Genomic DNA, 19,949 nt, shown 5'->3' on the forward strand with positions numbered 1-19,949 from the left:
ACAGAAATGGCACTTCAGCAGAATTACGGCACCGGCCGTCGCAAGTCCTCCACCGCCCGCGTGTTCCTGCGCCAGGGCAGCGGCAACATCGTCGTCAACGGCCGTCCGGTCGACGAGTTCTTCGGCCGCGAGACCTCGCGCATGATCGTGCGCCAGCCGCTGGTCGTCAGCCAGACGAGCGACAAGTTCGACGTCATGGTGACGGTCGAGGGTGGTGGCATCACCGGCCAGGCCGGCGCCATCCGCCTCGGCATCGCCCGCGCCCTGGTCGAGTACGACGACACGCTGAAGGCCGATCTGCGCAAGGCCGGTCTGATGACGCGCGACGCCCGCGAGGTCGAGCGCAAGAAGGTCGGCCTGCACAAGGCCCGCCGCGCGACCCAGTTCTCGAAGCGCTGATCGTTTCGTAAACTGTCGCGGCCCCGGATTGGGGGATCGTCTAATGGTAGGACTGCAGACTCTGACTCTGCCTATCTAGGTTCGAATCCTAGTCCCCCAGCCAAACTGGAAAGGCCCCCGCAAGGGGGCCTTTTCCTTGTCCGCTCCCCGTCGCGGCCCGCGTTCGTCCGCTACCCAAGCCGCGCCGCCGGGGATTAGACTCGGGCGGTACGCTCCCGGAGAGTTGTCCCCATGCCCGTTCCCGTCGAAGCCCTCTCGCGCCTGTTCCCGCTGGAATCGCTGCGGCAGGAGACGCGCGAGCAGCTGGCGCGCGAAGCCCTGGTGTCGGAGTACCAGCGCGGCGAGAACGTGTTCGAAGCCGGCGACCTCGACGACGACACCGTGTACCTGCTCGAGGGCGAGCTGCGCTGCAACTATCCCGACGGCCGCAGCGTCGCCCACATCGCCACGGCGCCGCACGGGCGTTATTCGCTGAACGACGCGGTGCCGCGCCGCTTCACCGCCAAGGTCGTGTCGGGCAAGGCGAAGGTGATGCGGCTGGACCGGCGTTACCTCGAGAAGCTGATCACCTGGGACCAGCTCAGCCGCGACGACAGCTACCGCCACTTCGGCACCGCCCCGGGCGGCAACAACTGGGTGTTCCGGCTGCTGCGGGCGCCGGCATTCGCGCGCCTGCCGACCGGCAACATCGAGAAGATGTTCCAGATGTTCGAGCCGGTCACGGTCAAGCCCAGCGAGGTCGTGATGCGCGAGGGCGACACGGCCGACTATTTCTACGTCGTGCGCGAGGGCACCGCCTCGGTGTCCAAATACCTCGACGGCGCCCCGCAGGTCGTCGCCTACCTGCGCGAGGGCGACACCTTCGGCGAGGACGCGCTGCTGTCGAACCTGCCGCGCAACGCCACCGTGCGGATGATGCAGGGCGGCAAGCTGATGCGGCTGTCGCGCGAGGCCTTCGAGGCGGTGCTGAAGCCGCCGATGCTGTCGTGGGTGCTGCCGGCCGAGGCCGCGCGCCTGGTGCAGTCCGGTGCCGCGCTGCTCGACGTGCGGATGCCGGAGGAGCACGCCCAGCGCGCGATCGACGGTTCGGTGAACGTGCCGCTCTATCGCCTGCGCGAGGACATCGACCAGGTCGTGCCGTCGGGCAGCCGCCTCGTCGTCTACTGCAACACCGGCGAGCGCTCGGCCGCCGCCGCGTTCGTGCTCAAGCGCCTCGGCTACGAGGTCAGCGCCCTGCACGGCGGCCTCGGCGCGATGCTGCGCCTGCTCGCCAACGCGCCCGCAGCCTGACCTCCCCCCCCTCCCGTGTAGGAGCGCCTTCAGGCGCGATCCGCGGCAGGGAGAAAGACGAGAAGCGAGAAACGAGGAACGAGAAACGAGTGGGGCGGCCCGCCTTCACTCGTTCCTCGTTCCTCGTTCCTCGTTTCTCGTTTCTCGTTTCTCGTTTTCGCTTATCGCGCCTGAAGGCGCTCCTACAGACCGAGGGGACGTGGGCGGGGTCAGGGGGCGGCGAGGGGGCGCTTCGGGCGGATCTGGTCGCCGACGATCACCACGTCGGCCGGGCGGGCGGCGAACAGGCCGACGCTGATCACGCCGGGGATCTGGTTGAGCCTGGCTTCCAGCGCCACCGGGTCCTGGATGCGCCAGCCGTGCACGTCGATGATCCAGCCGCCATTGTCGGTGACGACGCCCTCGCGCCAGACCGGCTGGCCGTCGAGCTTCAGGATCTCGCGGCCGACCAGGCTGCGCGCCATCGGCACGACCTCGACGGGCAGCGGGAAGGCGCCCAGCAGCTCGACCTGCTTGGCCGGATCGATGATGCAGACGAAGGTCTCGCTGGCCTGGGCGATGATCTTCTCGCGGGTCAGCGCGGCGCCGCCGCCCTTGATCAGGCGGTCCCACGGGTCGCATTCGTCGGCGCCGTCGATGTAGAGCTTCAGCGGCCCGACCGCGTTCAGGTCGTACACCGGAATGCCGTGCGCCTGCAGCTGGCGCGTGCTCTGCTCGGAACTCGAGACCGCGCCGTCGATGCGCGCCTTCATCTTCGCCAGACCGTCGATGAAGAAGGCCACCGTCGAACCGGTGCCGACACCGACGACGCTGCCCTCCTCGACGAACCCGAGCGCCTTCTCGGCGGCCTGCTGCTTCAGTTGATCGCGGGACATGCGGAACTCCGTCGGAGGGGCGCCGCAGGAGCGCGGCAGGGCGCGCTCAGCCGCCGGCGAGCGCGAGGATGGTCTTCCAGTGGCCATTGGCGACCGGGATCACCGACAGCCGCGAACCGCGCTGCAGCAGGGCCAGGCCTTCGAGCCGGTCCTCGCCGCGCAGGGCCGCCAGCGTCACCGGCTCGGCGAAACGACGCACGAAGCGCACGTCGACGCACCACCAGCGCGGTTCCTCCGGCGTCGACTTCGGATCGAAGTAGGGCGACTTCTTCTGGAACTGGGTCGGGTCCGGGAAGGCCTCGGTGGCCACTTCGGCGATCCCGACCACGCCCGGCACCGCGCAGCTGGAGTGGTAGAACAGCACGCCGTCGCCGACGCGCATCTGCTTCATGTAGTTGCGCGCCTGGTAGTTGCGCACGCCGGTCCAGGGCTCGGTGCCGACACGCTCGAGGTCGACGATCGAGAATGCGTCCGGCTCGGACTTCATCAGCCAGTGTTTCATGGCCGGCATTATCGCCCGAACGCGCGCCAGCCGTGTTCCGTCAGTACGCCGTCGAGACCGACGTCCCAGGCTTCCGCGGCGAATTCCGGCAGCTCCTGGCAGGCGAAGCCGACGCCGATCCGCAGCGGCGCCGGGGCGTCGCGCAACGGCGCCAGCGTCCGGTCGTAATAACCGCCGCCCATGCCGAGCCGGTGGCCGCGGGCATCGAAGCCGAGGAGGGGCAGCAGCACGACCGCGAGATCGCCGGCGGCGAGGGTCGCGGCGGGCTCGAGCTCGGGTTCGGGAATGCCGTAGCGGTTCGGCACCAGCGGATCGCCGGCGCGCCACGGGGCGAAGCGCAGCGTGCTGTCGTCCTGCACCCGCGGCAGGCACCAGACCTGGCCGGGCGCCAGCCGCAGCTGCACCGCATGCAACGGCAGTTCGCCGTCGACCGCCCAGTAACCGGCGACGTAGCCGGGCGCGCGCAGCGCCGGCACGGCGGCCAGATGACGGGCGACCGCGTCGGCCGCGGCGAGCCGCTCCCCGGCGCTCAGGCGCCGCCGGCGTTCGCGCAGTTCGCGGCGAAGTTCGCGACGGTCGCTCAGAAGAGTTCCTCCACCATGCCGATGCGTACGAAACGACCTTGATCCCGAGGATCAAGTGGGTACCCGAACCACCGCTTCAGGCTTTCCGCAACAGGGCGGACATGCGCACCGCGGAAGGTACGGATTCCCGGGTCGTGTTTATGGGACAAGGCGAATGTTAGGCACGCTGTCGAACACGGCAGAGGACGCGACGAAGCATAGCGCGGCGAACGAAAGATTTAGTGAACCGGATGTTCAGCGCGCGGCGTCGAACAGGCCGTCGAGCTTGCGATTGAGGTCCGTCAGCGTGCGGTTCAGGGCCGCGTCGCGCTGCTCGCTCTGGCCACGCAACTGCAGCAGTTCGTGCGCGAGGTTCAGCGCCGCCAGCACCGCGACCCGGTCGAGGCCGGCCATGCGGTTGCCGCCGCGGATTTCGCGCATGCGTGCGTCGAGCAGGGTCGCCGCCGCCATCAGGCTGTCGCGCTCTTCGGGAACGACGCCGACGGTGAACTCGCGGTCGAGGATCCTGACGTTGACCGGTTCGCTCACGCGTTGTGCTCCAGCGATTTCAGGCGGGCGATCATCGCCTCCACCCGCGAGCGGGCCTGCTCGTTCTTGTTCAGCAGCTGCGCGCGCTCGGCGACCAGCTGTTCCTGGCCCTGGCGCAGGCTGCGGTTCTCCTCCAGCAGGCGCCGGTACTGGTCGGCGAGCCGGTCGAAACGTTCGGCCAGCGCCTGCAGCTGTTCGATCGGGTCGGGAGTGCTCATCGACCGGCATCGTGGGCGGCCGGCCGGCAGCCGTCAACTGTCGCCGCGGCGGCCGCTCAGTAGGGGGCGGGGATCGCCGCGACCGCCCCCGGCTGCCAGGTGCGGATGAAGGCCAGGCAGCGGTGGGCGTCCAGCGGCGGCGACAGCCAGAAGCCCTGGATCTCGTCGCAGCCCTGCTCGCGCAGGTAGCTCAGCTGCTGCTCGCTCTCGACGCCTTCGGCGATGACGTTCAGGCCGAGCGAATGGCCCATCGTGATCACCGTCGCGGTGATCGCCTCGTCGTCGGGGTCGCGGGTCAGGTCGCCGATGAATTCCTTGTCGATCTTCAGGGTGTCGATCGGCAGCCGCTTCAGGTACACGAGCGACGAATAACCGGTGCCGAAATCGTCGATCGCCAGCGTGATGCCGAGCTTGCGCAGCTCGTTGAGCACGTGCGTGGTCTGCTCGGCGTTCTGCATCACCATCGACTCGGTGACCTCGAGCTCGATGCGGTTCGCGGGTACCCCGAGGTCCTGGATCAGGTTGCGCAGCACGTCGGGCAGGTTGCTGCGCAGCAGCTGCAGCACCGACACGTTCACCGCCACCGAGGTCTCGGTCAGGCCGTGGCTGCGCCAGCGCTTCAGGGTCGCGAGCGCCTCGCCGAGCACCCATTCGCCGATCTGCAGGATCAGGCCCGATTCCTCGGCCAGCGGGATGAAGACCTGCGGGCTGATCTCGCCGAGTTCGCTGCTGTGCCAGCGCAGCAGGGCCTCGGCGCCGGTGATGCGGCCGTCGGCCAGCGCCATGCGCGGCTGGTAGACCAGGCGGAACTCGCCGCGGTCCATCGCCTTGCGCAGCGAGGCGAGCACGGTCGCGCGCCGGCGCGACTCGGCGTCCATCGTCTCGTTGTAGATCTGGTAGGTGTTCCGACCCTCGGCCTTGGCCTGGTACATCGCGGTGTCGGCGAACTTCAGCAGGTCGGTCGGCACCAGCGCGTGGTCGGGGTAGAGGCTGATGCCGAGCGAGGGCGTGATCGACACGTCGTGGCGCTCGTCGACCTCCAGCGGCATCGAGAACGCGGTGAGGATCTCGCGCGCCATGCGCTCGACGGCCGGCACCGACTCGACGTCCTCGAGCACCACCGTGAACTCGTCGCCGCCGAGGCGGGCGACGGTGTCGGAGGCGCCGACCGTGGCCTGCAGCCGGGTCGCCGCCGCCTTCAGCAGGCGGTCGCCGGCGGCATGGCCGAGCGAGTCGTTGATGTCCTTGAAGCGGTCGAGGTCGAGGAACAGCACCGCGACCCGGGTTTCCTGGCGGCGCGCGCGCACGATCGCGCGGCCGAGGCGTTCGCTGAGCAGGGCGCGGTTCGGCAGCCCGGTCAGGGTGTCGTAATTGGCCAGGTAGCGCAGTTCCTGCTCGGCGCGCTTCTTGTCGGTGATGTCGTTGACCACCGCGACGAAGTGGCTGCGCACCGCCATCGCGTCGCGCACCTCGCTCATCTCGATCCAGCCGAGGAATTCCTCGCCGTCCTTGCGCTTCTGCCACATCTCGCCGGCCCAGTGGCCGGTGCGCTCGAGCACGTCGCGCACGCGCCGGTAGAACTCGGCGCTGTGCTGGCTCGAATCGAGCAGCTTGCCGTTCTGCCCGATCACTTCCTCCTCGCTGTAACCGGTGATGCGCGAGAAGGCCGGGTTGACCGAGATGAAGCGGAACTCGAGGTCGATCACCGCGACCGCCTCGCTCATGCTGCGCAGCACCTCGAGGGCGACCCGGCGTTCGCGTTCGGCGCGCCGGCTCATCGTGATGTCGCGGGCAGTGCCGGCCATGCGCAGCGGGCTGCCGGCGCTGTCGCGCTCGACGACCTTGCCGCGCGATCGCACCCACACCCATTCGCCGCGGCCGTTCCTGATCCGGTGCTCGGACTCGAACACCTCGGTGTGGCCGACGATGTGTTCCTGCAGCAGCTTCTGCACCCGCGGCAGGTCCTCGGGGTGCACCGACTGGGTGCGCCAGTCGTCGGTGCTCAGCTCGTCGCGGCTGCCCTGGCCGAGCAGGTGGTTGGCGCCGAGGCGGTAGAGGGTGTTCTCGCGGATGTTCCAGTCCCAGAACTCGTCGCCGGAGCCCCAAAGCGCCAGGTTCAGGCGTTCCTCGCGTTCGCGGATCTCGGCGGTCAGCGCCTTCTCCTGGCGACGGCGATGGCTCCAGACGCGCCAGAGCAGCCAGCTCAGGAACAGGGCGATCGCGAGCAGCACCGCCTGGGTGATCCAGCCGCCGAGACCGGCGCCGACCGGGCGCGCCTGCACGCCCGCGCTGGCGACCGCGAGGAACCCCGCGAGGGGTGCCGTCCACCAGCGATGTGGCTGTCGCGTCATTGGCCGGAATTCCCCCGATCCGAACCGAATCGCACCCGTCGCCGGAGTGTAGGAGCCGGCACCTTCCGGCCACAAGCGCCCCGGTCACGGGGCTAGAATGGCCACCGACCCACGCCGAGCCGTCCATGTCCTCCGTCACGCTGCCCGATTACGACGTCCTCGCGGCGGAACTGCGCGCCCTCGAAAGCGGGCTGGAACCGTCCGAACTGCACGGCTCGCTCTGCGGCTGGATCGCCGGCGGCGGCCGCCACGACGATGCCGGCTGGTTCGCCGCGGTGATGAGCGATCCGCAGCTGGCACCACCGGAATCGGGGAGTGCGCTCGAGCAGCTGCACGTCGCCAGCGCGCTGCAGCTGGAATCGCCGGATTTCGGCTTCGAGCTGCTGTTGCCGCCCGACGACCGGCCGATGCCCGAACGCGGCGACGCGCTGATCGCCTGGGGCCGCGGTTTCCTCGGCGGTTTCGGCCTCGCCGCCGGCCGCGAGCCGCCGCTGTCCGAGGACGCCGGCGAAGCGCTGGCCGACCTCGCCCGGCTGGCCGCCAACGACCTCAGCTACGAAGACACCGAGGGTGACGAGGAAGCGCTGGCGGAGATCAGCGAATTCGTCCGCGTCGCGGTGATGCTGGTGCACAGCGACTGCGTGCTGGGGCCGCGCCACCGCCGCCGCCTGAACTGATGATCAGGCCGGCCGAGTTCGCCCGTCGCCGCCGCCAGCTGATGCGGATGGCCGACGAGGACGCGATCCTGATCCTGCCGAGTGCGCCGCAGCGCGTGCGCAGCAACGACACCCACTATCCGTACCGCCAGGACAGCGACTTCTGGTACCTGTCCGGCTTCCCCGAGCCCGAGGGCGTGCTGGTGCTGGTGCCCGGCCGCCGGCACGGCGAATCGCTGCTGTTCTGCCGTGAACGCGACCCCGAACGCGAGGCCTGGGACGGACCCCGTGCCGGCCCCGAGGGAGCGGTGGATGCCTACGGCTTCGACGACGCTTTTCCGATCGCCGACCTGGACGAAATCCTGCCCGGGCTGCTCGAAGGTCGTACCCGCGTGTACTACCACTTCGGACGCGACACCGAGTTCGACCTGAAGCTGATCGGCTGGGTGAACCGGGTCCGTGCGCAGATCCGCCACGGCGCCCAGCCGCCGCACGAGTTCCTCGAACTCGGCCACCTGCTGCACGAGCTGCGCCTGTTCAAGAGCCCGGCCGAGCTGAAGCTGATGCGCCGTTCGGCGGCGATCGCCGCCGAGGCCCAGGTCGCGGCGATGCGCGCGACCCGCGCCGGCGGCTTCGAATACGAGGTCGAGGCGGCGCTGCAGTACACCTACCGGCGCCACAACGCGGTCGCCGCCTACGAGCCGATCGTCGGCGCCGGCGACAACGCCTGCGTGCTGCATTACCGCGCCAACGACGCCCGCCTCGCCGCCGGCGACCTGCTGCTGTGCGACGCCGGCGCCGAAGTCGCCGGTTACGCCTCCGACATCACCCGCACCTGGCCGGTCGACGGCGTCTACTCGAAGGAGCAGCGCGCGCTGTACGAGGTCGTGCTCGCGGCGCAGGCGGCGGCGATGGCGATGGCGCGCCCGGGCAGGTCCTGGATCGCCGGCCACGAAGCCGCGGTCGAGGTGATCGCCGAGGGCCTGCTCGCGCTCGGCCTGCTGAAGGGTTCGCTGAAGACCGCGCTCGCGACCGGCAGTTACAAGCGCTTCTACATGCACAAGACCGGCCACTGGATCGGCCTCGACGTGCACGACGTCGGCGACTACAAGGTCGCCGGCGAGTTCCGCGAGCTGGAACCCGGCATGGTCTTCACGATCGAACCCGGCATCTACATCCCGCGCGGCAGCAAGGGCGTGCCGGCGAAGTGGCAGGGCATCGGCATCCGCATCGAGGACGACGTCGTCGTGACGAAAGACGCCCCGGAAGTCCTCACCGCCGCCGTCCCCCGCGACGTCGACGCCATCGAGCAGCTGCTCGCGGACCGGCCCTTACGTTAGCTCCGGCCACATTTTCTTTTGGACACGGATGAACACGGATCAAGGCGGATGAACACGGATGGAGCAAGAGCCGATTGATGTTCGGATGCTTCGCGGCAATCGGCGACGACGATCCCGACCTCAGAATGCCTTTGCCTTATCAGTGTTCATCCGCTTTGATCCGTGTTCATCCGTGTCCAAAAAACAGATGCACGGACACCGACGGTCACATGTCGTGTTTGGTGACGGCGAGGCCGGCGGCGGCGTAGGCCTTCCAGCGCTCGCGCAGTGGGCCGCGCGCGGAAGGATCGGCGGGCACGACCTCGAGCACGCGGTCGAAGGCGCCGGTGACCGCGGCGTCGCGCAGATTGAGGACGAGCGGACGCAGCGGCACGTCGTGTTCGGGCGCGGCGATCAGCACCGGCACGTCGGCGCCATCGTCGTCGGGGTCGACGATCTGGTGCGGTAGGTAGGCGTCCGGATCGAAGGCCCACATCAGGTCGTCGAGTTCTTCCGCCTGCGCCGCCGACGCGCACAGCACCAGCAGCGGCTGGCCGGCGTCGTGCGCCTTGCGCGCCAGCTCGCAGACGAGCAGCAGCGGCTGCTCGCGGAAACGCGGCTTGCCGATCAGGTAGAAGTCGGCGCGCGCGCTCATGCGGACGCAGCGGCCTCCGCCTGGTCGAGCAGCCACTGCGCCAGCAGGCCGACCGGGCGGCCGGTGGCCAGGCCCTTGCGGCCCTCGCCGTTGGAGACGCCGGCGATGTCCAGGTGCGCCCAGCGCTGGCCTTCGGTGAAGCGCGCCAGGAAGCAGCCGGCGGTGATCGCACCGGCGCCCTTGCCGCCGATGTTGTAGACGTCGGCGAACGCGGATTCGAGCTGGGTCTGGTACTCGTCCCAGAGCGGCAGGCGCCAGGCGCGGTCGAAGACCTGCTCGCCGGCGGCCAGCAGTTCGCCGGCGAGATCGTCGTGTTTGCTCATCAGGCCGGTGGCGTACTTGCCGAGCGCGATCACGCAGGCGCCGGTCAGGGTGGCGACGTCGACGGTAGCCTGCGGCTCGAAGCGCTGCACGTAGGTCAGCGCGTCGCAGAGGATCAGGCGGCCCTCGGCGTCGGTGTTGCCGACCTCGATGGTCTTGCCGGACATCGAGGTGATGATGTCGCTGGGACGGTAGGCATCGGCATCGGGCATGTTCTCGACCGCCGGCACCACCATCACCAGGTTGATCGGCAGCTGCATCTTCACGGTGGCGAGGAAGGCGCCGAACACGCTGGCGCCGCCGCACATGTCGAACTTCATCTCCTCGATGCCGCCCTGGACCTTCAGGTTGATGCCGCCGGTGTCGAAGGTGATGCCCTTGCCGACCAGCGCGTAGGGGCGGGCGTCGCCGCCGCCGTTCCAGCGCAGCACGACGAGCTTCGGCGCATTCGCCGAACCGCGCGCGACGGCCAGCAGCGAGCCCATGCCGAGCGTCTCCATGTCGGCGCGCTCGAGCACTTCGACCTCGACACCGGCGTGCTCGCCGGCGATGCGGCGCGCGGTGTCGGCGAGGTAGGCCGGATTGCAGATGTTCGGCGGCAGGTTGCCGAGTTCGCGGGTCAGCTCGACACCGGCGGCGATCGCGATGCCGCGCGTCAGTTCCTGCTGCAGGCCGCCGTCGCCGGCGAGCGCCAGCGCCTTCAGGCCGGTGTCGGCGCTCTTGCGGCTGCGGGTGGCGGTGTATTCGTAGGCGGCGTGGTCGGCGGCGATCACCGCCTGGCGCAGCGCCCAGCCGGCGTCGCGGCCGGCGACGGCGATGGTGTTGAGGGTCAGCAGCGCGCCCGTCGCCGGGCCGGCTTTCAGCGCACGCACCGCGTCGCCCACCGATTTCAGGTACTGCGGAACCGCGAACTTGGCGGCGTCGCCGAGGCCGACGACCAACACGCGCGGCGCGGTGATGCCGGGCAGGTCGTGCAGCAGTTGGGTGCGACCCGTTTTTCCGGACAGGTCGCCGCGGGCGGCGAGGGCGGCGATGCGGCCGCCGCTGGCGCGATCGAGCGCGGCGGTGGCCGCCGGCAGGCTGCCGTCGGCGAACAGGCCGACGACGACGCAGTCGGTTTCGGTCACCGCCGGTTCGGCGGGGTTCAGGCGGAATTCGAGGGCCATCGATGTTGTTCCGTACAATCGTTGCGAATCGGAGGGACGGCGGACCGCGACGCGGCGCGCACCGTCGATGCCCGACGATTCTATCCCACCCCCTGCTCCCGGCCCCTGCGCGCACCGAATGTTGCTGATAGAACGCCATGTCCTGCGCCAGTTCGCCGCCAGCGTCGGGGCGGTCGCGCTCGTGCTGGTGCTGGTCGGGCTCGGTGGGCTGCTGGTCGACCTGATGAGCGAGATCGCCCGCGGCAAGGTGCCGGCGACCCTGCTGCTTTCACAGCTCGGCCTGCGCTCGATCCAGGTGCTGCCGCTGCTGCTGCCGCTGGCGCTGTTCGTCGGCCTGCTGCTCGCGGTCGGCCGCCTGTACGCGGAAAGCGAGATGGCGGTGCTCGCCTCGGTCGGCATCGGTCCGCGCCAGTTGTGGAAACCGCTGGCGATCATCGTGCTGCCGGTCGCGTGCGTGGTCGGGGTCGCCTCGCTGTGGCTGGCGCCGCTCGGGGCCGACCAGGCACGCCGGATGATCGAGGACGCGGAGCGCTCATTCCTGATCGCCGGCCTCGACGCCGGCCGCTTCATGGAACTGCCGGGCCGCGAGGGCGTGATCTACGTCGGCGAGATCGACCCCGACGGCACGAAATTCGGGCGCATGTTCGTGCAGACCGAACGCGACGGCCGCCTCGACGTGATCACCGCCGCCCGGGGCGAACTGTTCTTCGAAGGCGAGACCGCCCGTTTCCTGCGCCTGCACGACGGCTTCCGGGTCGAAGGCGATCCGTCGCGGCTCGATTTCCGGCTGATGCGCTTCGCGGTCAACGAGATCCAGGTGCCCGACCGCGAGGCCGACCCCGACGACGACGAGATGGCCGGCGTGACGACGTCGCGCCTGCTGGAGATGGACGAGCCGGCGGCGATCGGCGAACTTCACTGGCGCCTCGCGACGCCGTTGCTGACCGTCGCGCTCGGCCTGCTGGCGCTGCCGCTCGGCCGCGGCGAAGTGCGCCAGGCGCGCTACGGCCGCGTGTTCGCGGCGCTGATGATCTACGGCAATGCGATGGTGCTGCTGATGTTCGGCAAGACCTGGCTCGGCGACGGCGTGATCCCGGCCTCGGCGGGCCTGTGGTGGTTGCTGGTGCCAATGGGCCTGCTGGCGGTCTGGCTGTTCGCGATCGACGGCCGAATGCGCCGGCGCAGGCCCGTCGTGGCGAAGGTGGCGGCGGCATGAACCTGCGCCCGCACCTCGTCGACCTCTACCTGGCGCGCACCGTGCTGCTGGCGACGCTCGGCGCCGCGGTGGTGATCGTCGGTTTCGACCTGCTCGGCGCCCTCGTGAAGGAACTCGAGGACATCGAGGGCGGCTACACGTTGAGCCACGCCTTCCTGTACGTCGCCTACACCGTGCCGCGGCGGCTGTACGAGGCCTACCCGACGGTGGCGATGATCGGCTGCGTGCTCGGCCTCGGCGGTCTCGCCGCGCGCTCCGAACTGACGGCGATGCGCGCGATCGGCATGTCGCGGCTGCGCATCGGCGCCGGTGCGCTGTCGGGCCTGGCGCTGGTCGCGCTGCTGATGATCGTCAACGCCGAGACCGTCGCGCCCTTCGGCGAGCAGAGCGCGCAGGCGGTGGTGAATTCGGCGCGCACCGGCGACGTCGTCGTCGCCCGCGTCTCCGGCCTGTGGGCGCGCGAGGGCGACGTCTTCATCAACGCCACCGACGGCGCCAGCCGTATCGACGACGGCGTGCCGGTGACCGAACTGCGCGGCGTGCGCGTGTTCGAGTTCGACCCGCAGGGCAAGCTGCTGTCGCTGGCCGAGGCGCGCACCGCCGTGCACCGCCCCGACGGCTGGGTGCTGCGCGACGTCCGCCGCAACGTGTTCCGCGACCGCGCCGTCGTCGCCGAGGAGCACGCCGAGGAACGCTGGGAAACCGGTCTCGACCAGCAGGCGCTGGCCGCCGCCGCCTCGCGCCCGCGCTACCTGAGCAGCGACGAGCTCAGCCGCAACATCGAATACCTCGAACGCAACGGCCTCGACGCCCGCCAGTTCGAGAACGCCTACTGGGGCCGCTGGTTCTACCCGCTGAACGTGATCGTGCTGTGCCTGGCGGCGCTGCCGTTCGCCTTCGGCTCGCTGCGCTCCGGCGGCTTCGGCAAGCGCCTGTTCGTCGCGATCGTGATCGGCCTCGGCTATCTGCTGGTGCAGCGGCTGGCGGTGAACCTGGCGGATGTGTACCGGTTCGATGCGCGGGTGGCGTATGCGGTGCCGCCGGTGCTGCTGCTGGCCTTGTCGTGGGGGCTGTTCGGCAGGCGTGAATAGCGACGGAAAATGAAGGATAGAAATAACAAGTAATGGGTTCGGCGCGAGCGTGGGGTCCCTCTGCTGCCCGCTCTCCGGTTTCCCATCCACTACCCGCCGTCTTCCGCCTGCTATTTCCTACTTCCTATCCACTACTTGCCTTTTCAGCCCTCGAGAGCCATCGCCTTCCCGGTCCTCACGAGCACCGTGCCGGCCACGACATCATGCAAAGCCCGCCGTTCCCGATCGACCAGGCACCACAGGAAGCCCAGCCCACAGGCCGCCAGCGACACCGTCGCCACCGCATACCGCAGCCACAGCGCCCGCACCTCGGCCGGGCGGCCATCGGCCGCCACGACCTTCAGCCGCCACGGTTTCATGCCCAGGGTCTGGCCGCCCCGGCGCCAGGCGAGCACCGCATAGCTGCCGCTGACCAGCCAGCAGGCCAGCCAGACGGCGAGGGCGCCGGCGCTCCACGGCGCGAAGGCCTCGTGGCTCGGGCGCAGCAGCAGCGAGACCGCGCTGATCAGGAACCACAGGGCGATGTTCGGCAGCGCGTCGTAGACCAGCGCCAGCAGGCGCCAGCCGAGATGGGCCGGGCGCGCGGCCGGCGGGGCGGAAGAAGTCATCGGCGAATTCTAGCGGCGGCGATGCTGTAATCGGCCGATGTCCGGCGAAACCCCCTCCAGCAAGAAGGCCGCGCCGCCGCGCCGCCGCGGCGAGGCCGCCGCCGAACGCCGGTCGCGCGTGCTGGCGTTGCCGCCGGCGAGCGCGGGCGACGCCGCCGCGATCGCTGGGTTCCTCGACCGCCTGTGGGCCGAGTCCGGGCTGTCGCGGGCGAGCCTGGACAGCTACCGCCGCGACCTCGACGGCCTCGCGCGCTGGCTGGCGACCCGCGGCGGCGAACTGGCGACGCTGCAGCGCGGCGACCTGTTCGACTACCTCGAATGGCGCGGCCGCCACGGCTACGCCGCCCGCAGCAATGCCCGCCTGCTGTCGGCGCTGCGCGCGTTCTACGGCCAGCGCGTGCGCCTCGGTCTCCGCCCCGACGATCCGACCGCGCTGCTGGCGCCGCCGAAGCTCGGCCGCTCGCTGCCGAAGGCGCTGTCGGAATCCGAGGTCGAGGCGTTGCTGCAGGCGCCGGCGATCGACACCCCGACCGGCCTGCGCGACCGCGCGATGCTCGAGCTGATGTACGCCACCGGCCTGCGCGTCAGCGAGCTGGTAAACCTCGACGCGGCGGCGGTGAACCTGCGCCAGGGCGTGCTGCGCGTGCGCGGCAAGGGCAGCCGGGAACGTCTGGTGCCGATGGGCGAGGAAGCCCAGCACTGGCTCGAGACCTATCTGCGCGACGCCCGCCCGGCGCTCGCCGGCGGCCGCCCGCTGCCCGCGCTGTTCCTGACTTCGGGCGGCGAACCGCCGAGCCGGCAGCAGTTCTGGACGGTCGTGAAGAAGCTTGCCGCCGTCGCCGGCATCGACCCCGACCGGGTCAGCCCGCATGGCCTGCGCCACAGCTTCGCGACCCACCTGCTCAACCACGGCGCCGACCTGCGCGCCCTGCAAATGCTGCTCGGCCACAGCTCGCTGTCGACGACGCAGATCTACACGTATGTCGCGCGGGAGGGGCTGAAGCGGCTGCATGCCGCCCACCACCCCCGCGCATAGCGCGGCGACTTGCAGGAGCGGCTTCAGCCGCGATCCGCTCCTCACTCCTTCCCCTACCGGAAGGCACGCGCCTTCGGCGCTATCGCGGCTGAAGCCGCTCCTACAGACGGTATTGCGGCTGAAGCCGCTCCTACAGTCGTTGGTCGGTGGTCGTTGACGGTTTCTCGTTTCCCCGCCGCACCATGCGAGAATCCACGCCACCCTTCGCAGATCCGGATTCCTCATGCTTCGCAACCTCATCCTCGCCCTCGGCCTGACGGCCGCCCTCGGTGCCTGTGCGGCCGAGCCACCCGGGCGGGCGGGCGGGGCGACGGCCGCGGCGCCGGCGGCGGCGTTGCCGGCGCAGGCGGACGAGGCGGCGATCACCGCGGCGATGGGACAGCTGCTGCCGGGTACGCCGATCGAGCGGATCGGGCCGTCGCCGCTGCCGGGCCTGGCCGAGGTCGCGGTGCGCGGGCGGGTCCTGTACATCTCCAACGACGGCCGCTACCTGCTGGTCGAGGGCTCCTTGATCGACGTGCCCGGCAAGGTGAACCTGACCCGCCTCAGCGAGGGTTCGCTGCGCCGCGATCTGCTCGATGCGGTGCCGGCCGAGCGCCGGATCATCTTCCCGGCCGCCGAGCAGAAGCACCGCGTCACCGTCTTCACCGACATCGACTGCGGCTACTGCCGGCAGCTGCATCAGCAGATCGCCGACTACAACCGCCTCGGCATCACCGTCGAATACCTGTTCTACCCGCGCGCCGGCATCGGCTCGGAGTCCTTCGAGCAGGCGGTGGCGGTGTGGTGCTCGCACAACCGTACCGGTGCGCTGACCGCCGCCAAGGGCGGCCTGGTGCTGCCGCCGGCGAACTGCGACAACCCGGTGCGCGCGGACTACGAACTCGGCCAGAAGGTCGGCGTCACGGGCACGCCGGCGATCTATGCCGAGAACGGGGTCGAGATCGGCGGTTACCTGGCGCCGTCCGAAATGCTCGCCCGGCTCGAGGAAATGGCCGCGCAGGCGCGCTGAGCCAGGGCCGCCGCGGCCCGCCAGGAATCCGGGGCGCCGCAGCGTCCCGGCAACCGCTTCCGGCGGGCCCGGGCCGGGCTTCGGCTACAATTGCCGGCCCGTTTCCACGGATAGTCCGGACATGATCGTCCTCGAGGGCCTGCCGGCCCTGTCGCCCTTCCGGCGCGACCGTCTCCAGGCCCGGCTGCAGGCCATCGTCGAAACCCTGCGCCTCGAAGGTGCCTGGTTCGTCTACTTCGTCGAACCCGAGGCCGGCGCGACCCCCGACACCGACACCCTCGGCCGCCTGCTCGAGGCCTGCCGCGGCAGCACCCCGGTCGCCGCCGGGGCCGCCTCGCGCTACGTCGTGCCGCGGCTGGGCACGCGCTCGCCGTGGTCGAGCAAGGCCACCGACATCGTGCGCGGCGCCGGCCAGCCGGTACGCCGGGTCGAGCGCGGGCTGCGCCTGGACCTCGCCGGCCTGCCGCCGGCCGGCGATCCGCGCTGGGCTGCGCTGGCGCGGGTGCTGCACGACCCGATGACGCAGTCGCTGCTGGCCGACCGCGAGGGCGCCGCGGCGCTGTTCGCGACGCCGGCCGCCGGCGCCCTCGAAACCATTCCGCTCACCGGCCTCGCCGACGCCAACGCCCGCCTCGGCCTGGCCCTGTCCGCCGACGAGATCGACTACCTGCAGCGCCGCTACGGCGAACTCGGCCGCGACCCGACCGACGCCGAGCTGATGATGTTCGCGCAGGCCAATTCCGAGCACTGCCGGCACAAGATCTTCAATGCCGACTGGACCATCGACGGCGAGCCGCAGCCGAAGTCGCTGTTCGCGATGATCCGCAACACCCACGCGAAGTCGCCGCAGCTCACGCTCAGCGCCTACAAGGACAACGCGGCGGTGATCGAGGGCTTCCCGGGCACGCGCTTCCGCCCGGATCCCGACAGCGGCGAATACGCGCACGGGCCGCTGCTCGACTCGGCGTTCGCGATCAAGGTCGAGACCCACAACCACCCGACCGCGATCTCGCCGTTCGCGGGTGCCGCCACCGGCGCCGGCGGCGAGATCCGCGACGAGGGCGCGACCGGCCGTGGCGGCAAGCCGAAGGCCGGCCTCACCGGCTTCTCGGTGTCGCATCTGCGCATTCCGGGACTGGAACGGCCGTGGGAACAGCCGCGGCCGCTGAACCCGCGCATGGCCAGCGCGCTCGAGATCATGACCGACGGCCCGATCGGCGCCGCCGCGTTCAACAACGAATTCGGCCGGCCGGCGCTCGCGGGCTATTTCCGCAGCTTCGAACTGGCCACCGACGAACCCGGCCTGGTGCGCGGCTACGACAAGCCGATCATGCTCGCCGGCGGCCTCGGCGCGATCGACCGCGGCATGGTGCGCAAGCTCGACCTGCGTCCGGGCGATGCGGTGGTCGTGCTCGGCGGTCCGGCGATGCTGATCGGCCTCGGCGGCGGCGCCGCCTCGTCGGTGGCCTCGGGGCAGAGCAGCGAGGACCTCGATTTCGCCTCGGTGCAGCGCGACAACCCGGAAATGCAGCGGCGCTGCCAGGAAGTCATCGACCGCTGCTACGCCCGCGGCGAGGACAACCCGGTGCTGACCGCGCACGACGTCGGCGCCGGCGGGCTGTCGAACGCGATCCCCGAACTGCTGCACGACTCGAACGTCGGCGGTGTGATCGAGCTGGCGAAGATCCCCAGCGACGATCCCTCGCTGAGCCCGATGCAGCTGTGGAGCAACGAGGCGCAGGAACGCTACGTGCTCGGCGTCGCCGCCGACCGCGTCGACGAGTTCGCGGCGATCTGCGCCCGCGAGCGCGCGGTGTTCGCGGTCGTCGGCCACGCCACCGCCGAGGAGCGGCTGGTGCTGCAGGCGCCGGACGGCAGCCGCCCGATCGACCTGCCGATGGACGTGCTGTTCGGCAACTCGCCGCGCCTGCACCGCGACACCCGTACCGAAGCCGCGTCGCGCTGGCCGCGGCTGGACGCCGACACGGTCGACCTGCGCGAGGCCGGCCTGCGCGTGCTCGCGCACCCGACGGTGGCGGCGAAGAACTTCCTGGTGACGATCGGTGACCGCACGGTCGGCGGCCTGTGCGCGCGCGACCAGATGGTCGGCCGCTGGCAGCTGCCGCTGGCCGACGTCGCGGTGACGCTGACCGGCTTCACCGGCACCGCCGGCGAGGCGATGGCGGTCGGCGAACGCACCCCGCTGGCGCTGATCGACGCCGCCGCCGCCGCGCGCATGGCGATCGGCGAGGCGATCACCAACCTCGCCGCGGCGCCGGTCGCCGGACTCGCGGAAGTGAAACTGTCGGCGAACTGGATGGCCGCCGCCGGTTTCCCCGGCGAGGACGCGAAACTGTTCGCGGCGGTGAAGGCGGTCGGCATGGAACTGTGCCCCGCGCTCGACCTGAGCATCCCGGTCGGCAAGGACTCGCTGTCGATGCAGGCGCAGTGGTCGGCGCCGGAAGGCCCACAGAAGGTGGTGTCGCCGGTGTCGCTGGTGGTGTCCGCCTTCGCCCGCGTCGCCGAGGCCGGCGCGACGCTGACCCCGGTGCCGGTGCGCGATGCCGACGCCGAGCTGTGGCTGATCGGCCTCGGCGCCGGCCAGCGCCGCCTCGGCGGCTCGATCCTGGCCCAGGTCTACGGCGCCTTCGCCGGTCCGTGCCCGGACCTCGAGGATCCCGCGCGCCTGCGCGCCTTCTTCGACCTGATCCAGGCCGCGCGCGCCGACGGCCTGCTGCTGGCCTACCACGACCGCAGCGACGGCGGCGTTTTCGCGGCGCTGTGCGAGATGGCCTTCGCCGGCCACTGCGGCCTCGACATCAACCTCGACGGCTGGAGCGACGACGAGACGATCGCCGCGCTGTTCAACGAGGAGCTCGGCGCGGTCGTGCAGATCGCCGCCGAGGACCGCGCCGCCTTCGCCGACCTCGTCGACCGCTACGAGCTCACCCACTGCGCCCAGCGCATCGGCCGCGTCACCACCGCGCCGGCGATCCGCGTGCACGCCGGCCGCAAGGTCTTCGCCGAGTGGAGCTGGCAGGAACTGTTCGGCGCGTGGTGGGAAACCACCCACGCGATCCAGCAGCAGCGCGACGAACCCGCCGGCGCCGACGCCGAGCGCGCCGCGCGGCTCGATTTCGCCGATCCGGGCCTGAACCCGGTGCTGGCCTTCGACCCGGCCGAGGACATCGCCGCGCCGTACATCGCCCGCGGCGTGCGGCCGAAGGTCGCGATCCTGCGCGAGCAGGGCGTCAACGGCCAGATCGAGATGGCGGCGGCCTTCGACCGCGCCGGCTTCACCGCGGTCGACGTGCACATGAGCGATCTGATTTCCGGGCGGCTCGAACTGGGTGGGTTCAAGGGCCTGGCCGCCTGCGGTGGCTTCAGCTACGGCGACGTGCTCGGCGCCGGCCGCGGCTGGGCGGTGTCGATCCTGGAATCGCCGGCGATGCGCGAGATGTTCGCCGCGTATTTCGCCCGCCCCGACACCTTCACCCTCGGTGTCTGCAACGGCTGCCAGTTCCTCGCGCAACTCAAGGGCCTCGTACCCGGCGCCGAACACTGGCCGCGCTTCCTGCGCAATCGCAGCGAACAGTACGAGGCGCGCCTGGCGCAGGTCGAGATCCTCGACTCGCCGTCGCTGCTGTTCGCCGGAATGGCCGGCTCGCGACTTCCGATCGTCGTCTCGCACGGCGAGGGCCGGGCGGCGTTCGACGCCCCGGAACACGCCGGCCTCGCCAAGGTCGTCGCGCGCTACGTCGACGGCCGCGGCGCCATCGCCGATGCCGAGAACTACCCGGCGAACCCGAACGGCTCACCCGGCGGCATCACCGCGCTCACCAGCACCGACGGCCGCGCGACGCTGATGATGCCGCACCCCGAACGCGTCTTCCGGACGCTGCAGATGAGCTGGCATCCGGCGGAGTGGGGCGAGGACTCGCCGTGGCTCCGACTCTTCCGCAACGCTCGTGCGTGGGTCGGGTGATCCGGGGAGCGAGAAACGAGAAACGAGGAACGAGAAACGAGTGAAGGCGCGCGCTTCGCGCGAAGCGGGGCTTCTTCACTCGTTTCTCGTTCCTCGTTTCTCGTTTCTCGGAAGTCGGCGGCATCCGGTAGGCTGGT

The 19,949-nt window shown here is 70.6% G+C and carries 18 protein-coding genes, 1 tRNA gene and 1 other RNA gene; 10 read left to right on the forward strand and 10 right to left on the reverse strand.

The genetic code is table 11. From position 1 onward, the window contains the following. The first annotated feature begins 6 nt into the window (after positions 1 to 6). The 3 genes from rpsI to K311_RS0105340 all read left to right on the forward strand — a co-directional run bounded on the left by rpsI (position 7) and on the right by K311_RS0105340 (position 1,689). On the forward strand, positions 7 to 399 hold the full coding sequence (gene rpsI, locus K311_RS0105330; RefSeq protein WP_026816459.1) for a 30S ribosomal protein S9: 393 nt from the start codon (positions 7 to 9) through the stop codon (positions 397 to 399). Positions 400 to 428: 29 nt separating this feature from the next. Further along, positions 429 to 502: transfer RNA gene (locus tag K311_RS0105335), tRNA-Gln, on the forward strand. 128 nt (positions 503 to 630) lie between these two features. After that, positions 631 to 1,689, forward strand: coding sequence for a cyclic nucleotide-binding domain-containing protein (locus K311_RS0105340; RefSeq protein ID WP_026816460.1), 1,059 nt, complete (start codon positions 631 to 633; stop codon positions 1,687 to 1,689). Between the two features lie 209 nt (positions 1,690 to 1,898). Here K311_RS0105340 and rpiA read toward each other — a convergent pair whose 3' ends face one another. From rpiA to K311_RS0105370, 7 genes are all read right to left on the reverse strand, one after another. Continuing rightward, positions 1,899 to 2,564, reverse strand: coding sequence for a ribose-5-phosphate isomerase RpiA (gene rpiA / locus K311_RS0105345; RefSeq protein ID WP_026816461.1), 666 nt, complete (start codon positions 2,562 to 2,564; stop codon positions 1,899 to 1,901). A gap of 46 nt (positions 2,565 to 2,610) precedes the next feature. Beyond that, entirely contained in the window at positions 2,611 to 3,066 is a 456-nt protein-coding gene (locus K311_RS0105350) for an EVE domain-containing protein (RefSeq protein WP_043796995.1), read from the reverse strand. Between the two features lie 8 nt (positions 3,067 to 3,074). Further along, entirely contained in the window at positions 3,075 to 3,650 is a 576-nt protein-coding gene (locus tag K311_RS0105355; protein ID WP_026816463.1) for a 5-formyltetrahydrofolate cyclo-ligase, read from the reverse strand. A 3-nt stretch (positions 3,651 to 3,653) separates the two neighbouring features. Beyond that, positions 3,654 to 3,838, reverse strand: a non-coding RNA gene (gene ssrS / locus K311_RS18025) — 6S RNA. Between the two features lie 46 nt (positions 3,839 to 3,884). Beyond that, positions 3,885 to 4,178 (reverse strand): cell division protein ZapA, encoded by a 294-nt coding sequence (locus tag K311_RS0105360; protein ID WP_026816464.1) that lies wholly within the window; start codon positions 4,176 to 4,178, stop codon positions 3,885 to 3,887. Further along, positions 4,175 to 4,396 carry a TIGR02449 family protein gene (locus K311_RS0105365; protein WP_026816465.1) on the reverse strand — a complete coding sequence of 74 codons (222 nt, stop codon included), beginning with the start codon at positions 4,394 to 4,396 and terminating at the stop codon, positions 4,175 to 4,177. The genes K311_RS0105360 and K311_RS0105365 overlap by 4 nt, the downstream gene beginning before the upstream one ends. A 56-nt stretch (positions 4,397 to 4,452) precedes the next feature. After that, complete coding sequence (locus K311_RS0105370; RefSeq protein ID WP_081683292.1) at positions 4,453 to 6,747, reverse strand: putative bifunctional diguanylate cyclase/phosphodiesterase; 2,295 nt, start codon at positions 6,745 to 6,747, stop codon at positions 4,453 to 4,455. A 125-nt stretch (positions 6,748 to 6,872) separates the two neighbouring features. On the opposite strand from K311_RS0105370, the gene K311_RS0105375 reads away from it, so the two are divergent. Together K311_RS0105375 and K311_RS0105380 are read left to right on the forward strand one after the other, a co-directional pair. Then, positions 6,873 to 7,424 (forward strand): UPF0149 family protein, encoded by a 552-nt coding sequence (locus K311_RS0105375; protein ID WP_026816467.1) that lies wholly within the window; start codon positions 6,873 to 6,875, stop codon positions 7,422 to 7,424. Then, positions 7,424 to 8,743, forward strand: a complete 1,320-nt coding sequence (locus K311_RS0105380; protein WP_026816468.1) for an aminopeptidase P N-terminal domain-containing protein — start codon at positions 7,424 to 7,426, stop codon at positions 8,741 to 8,743. Before K311_RS0105375 ends, K311_RS0105380 begins: the two co-directional genes overlap by 1 nt. Positions 8,744 to 8,948: 205 nt before the next feature. Here K311_RS0105380 and K311_RS0105385 read toward each other — a convergent pair whose 3' ends face one another. Both K311_RS0105385 and K311_RS0105390 read right to left on the reverse strand, forming a co-directional pair. After that, positions 8,949 to 9,377 (reverse strand): DNA polymerase III subunit chi, encoded by a 429-nt coding sequence (locus tag K311_RS0105385; RefSeq protein ID WP_026816469.1) that lies wholly within the window; start codon positions 9,375 to 9,377, stop codon positions 8,949 to 8,951. Further along, positions 9,374 to 10,864 (reverse strand): leucyl aminopeptidase, encoded by a 1,491-nt coding sequence (locus tag K311_RS0105390; protein WP_026816470.1) that lies wholly within the window; start codon positions 10,862 to 10,864, stop codon positions 9,374 to 9,376. Before K311_RS0105390 ends, K311_RS0105385 begins: the two co-directional genes overlap by 4 nt. 118 nt (positions 10,865 to 10,982) lie before the next feature. Between K311_RS0105390 and lptF the strand changes: the two genes are divergently transcribed. Together lptF and lptG are read left to right on the forward strand one after the other, a co-directional pair. Beyond that, positions 10,983 to 12,080: an LPS export ABC transporter permease LptF gene (gene lptF / locus K311_RS0105395; RefSeq protein ID WP_026816471.1), complete on the forward strand. Its 1,098-nt coding sequence runs from the start codon at positions 10,983 to 10,985 to the stop codon at positions 12,078 to 12,080. Continuing rightward, entirely contained in the window at positions 12,077 to 13,171 is a 1,095-nt protein-coding gene (gene lptG, locus K311_RS0105400; RefSeq protein ID WP_026816472.1) for an LPS export ABC transporter permease LptG, read from the forward strand. The genes lptF and lptG overlap by 4 nt, the downstream gene beginning before the upstream one ends. A gap of 143 nt (positions 13,172 to 13,314) precedes the next feature. Here the strand turns inward: lptG and K311_RS0105405 are convergent, their stop codons facing one another. Next, positions 13,315 to 13,779, reverse strand: coding sequence for an RDD family protein (locus tag K311_RS0105405; protein ID WP_026816473.1), 465 nt, complete (start codon positions 13,777 to 13,779; stop codon positions 13,315 to 13,317). A gap of 37 nt (positions 13,780 to 13,816) precedes the next feature. On the opposite strand from K311_RS0105405, the gene xerD reads away from it, so the two are divergent. The 3 genes from xerD (at position 13,817) to purL (ending at position 19,812) form a co-directional block, all read left to right on the forward strand. Continuing rightward, complete coding sequence (xerD, locus tag K311_RS15495) at positions 13,817 to 14,815, forward strand: site-specific tyrosine recombinase XerD (protein WP_051239539.1); 999 nt, start codon at positions 13,817 to 13,819, stop codon at positions 14,813 to 14,815. 223 nt (positions 14,816 to 15,038) lie between these two features. Further along, positions 15,039 to 15,827 carry a thioredoxin fold domain-containing protein gene (locus tag K311_RS0105415; RefSeq protein ID WP_026816474.1) on the forward strand — a complete coding sequence of 263 codons (789 nt, stop codon included), beginning with the start codon at positions 15,039 to 15,041 and terminating at the stop codon, positions 15,825 to 15,827. A 121-nt stretch (positions 15,828 to 15,948) separates the two neighbouring features. Next, on the forward strand, positions 15,949 to 19,812 hold the full coding sequence (gene purL / locus K311_RS0105420) for a phosphoribosylformylglycinamidine synthase (RefSeq protein ID WP_026816475.1): 3,864 nt from the start codon (positions 15,949 to 15,951) through the stop codon (positions 19,810 to 19,812). The last annotated feature ends 137 nt before the right edge of the window (positions 19,813 to 19,949 follow it).

The organism is Arenimonas composti TR7-09 = DSM 18010 (assembly GCF_000426365.1).
In the GTDB taxonomy this organism is placed as follows: Bacteria; Pseudomonadota; Gammaproteobacteria; order Xanthomonadales; family Xanthomonadaceae; genus Arenimonas; species Arenimonas composti.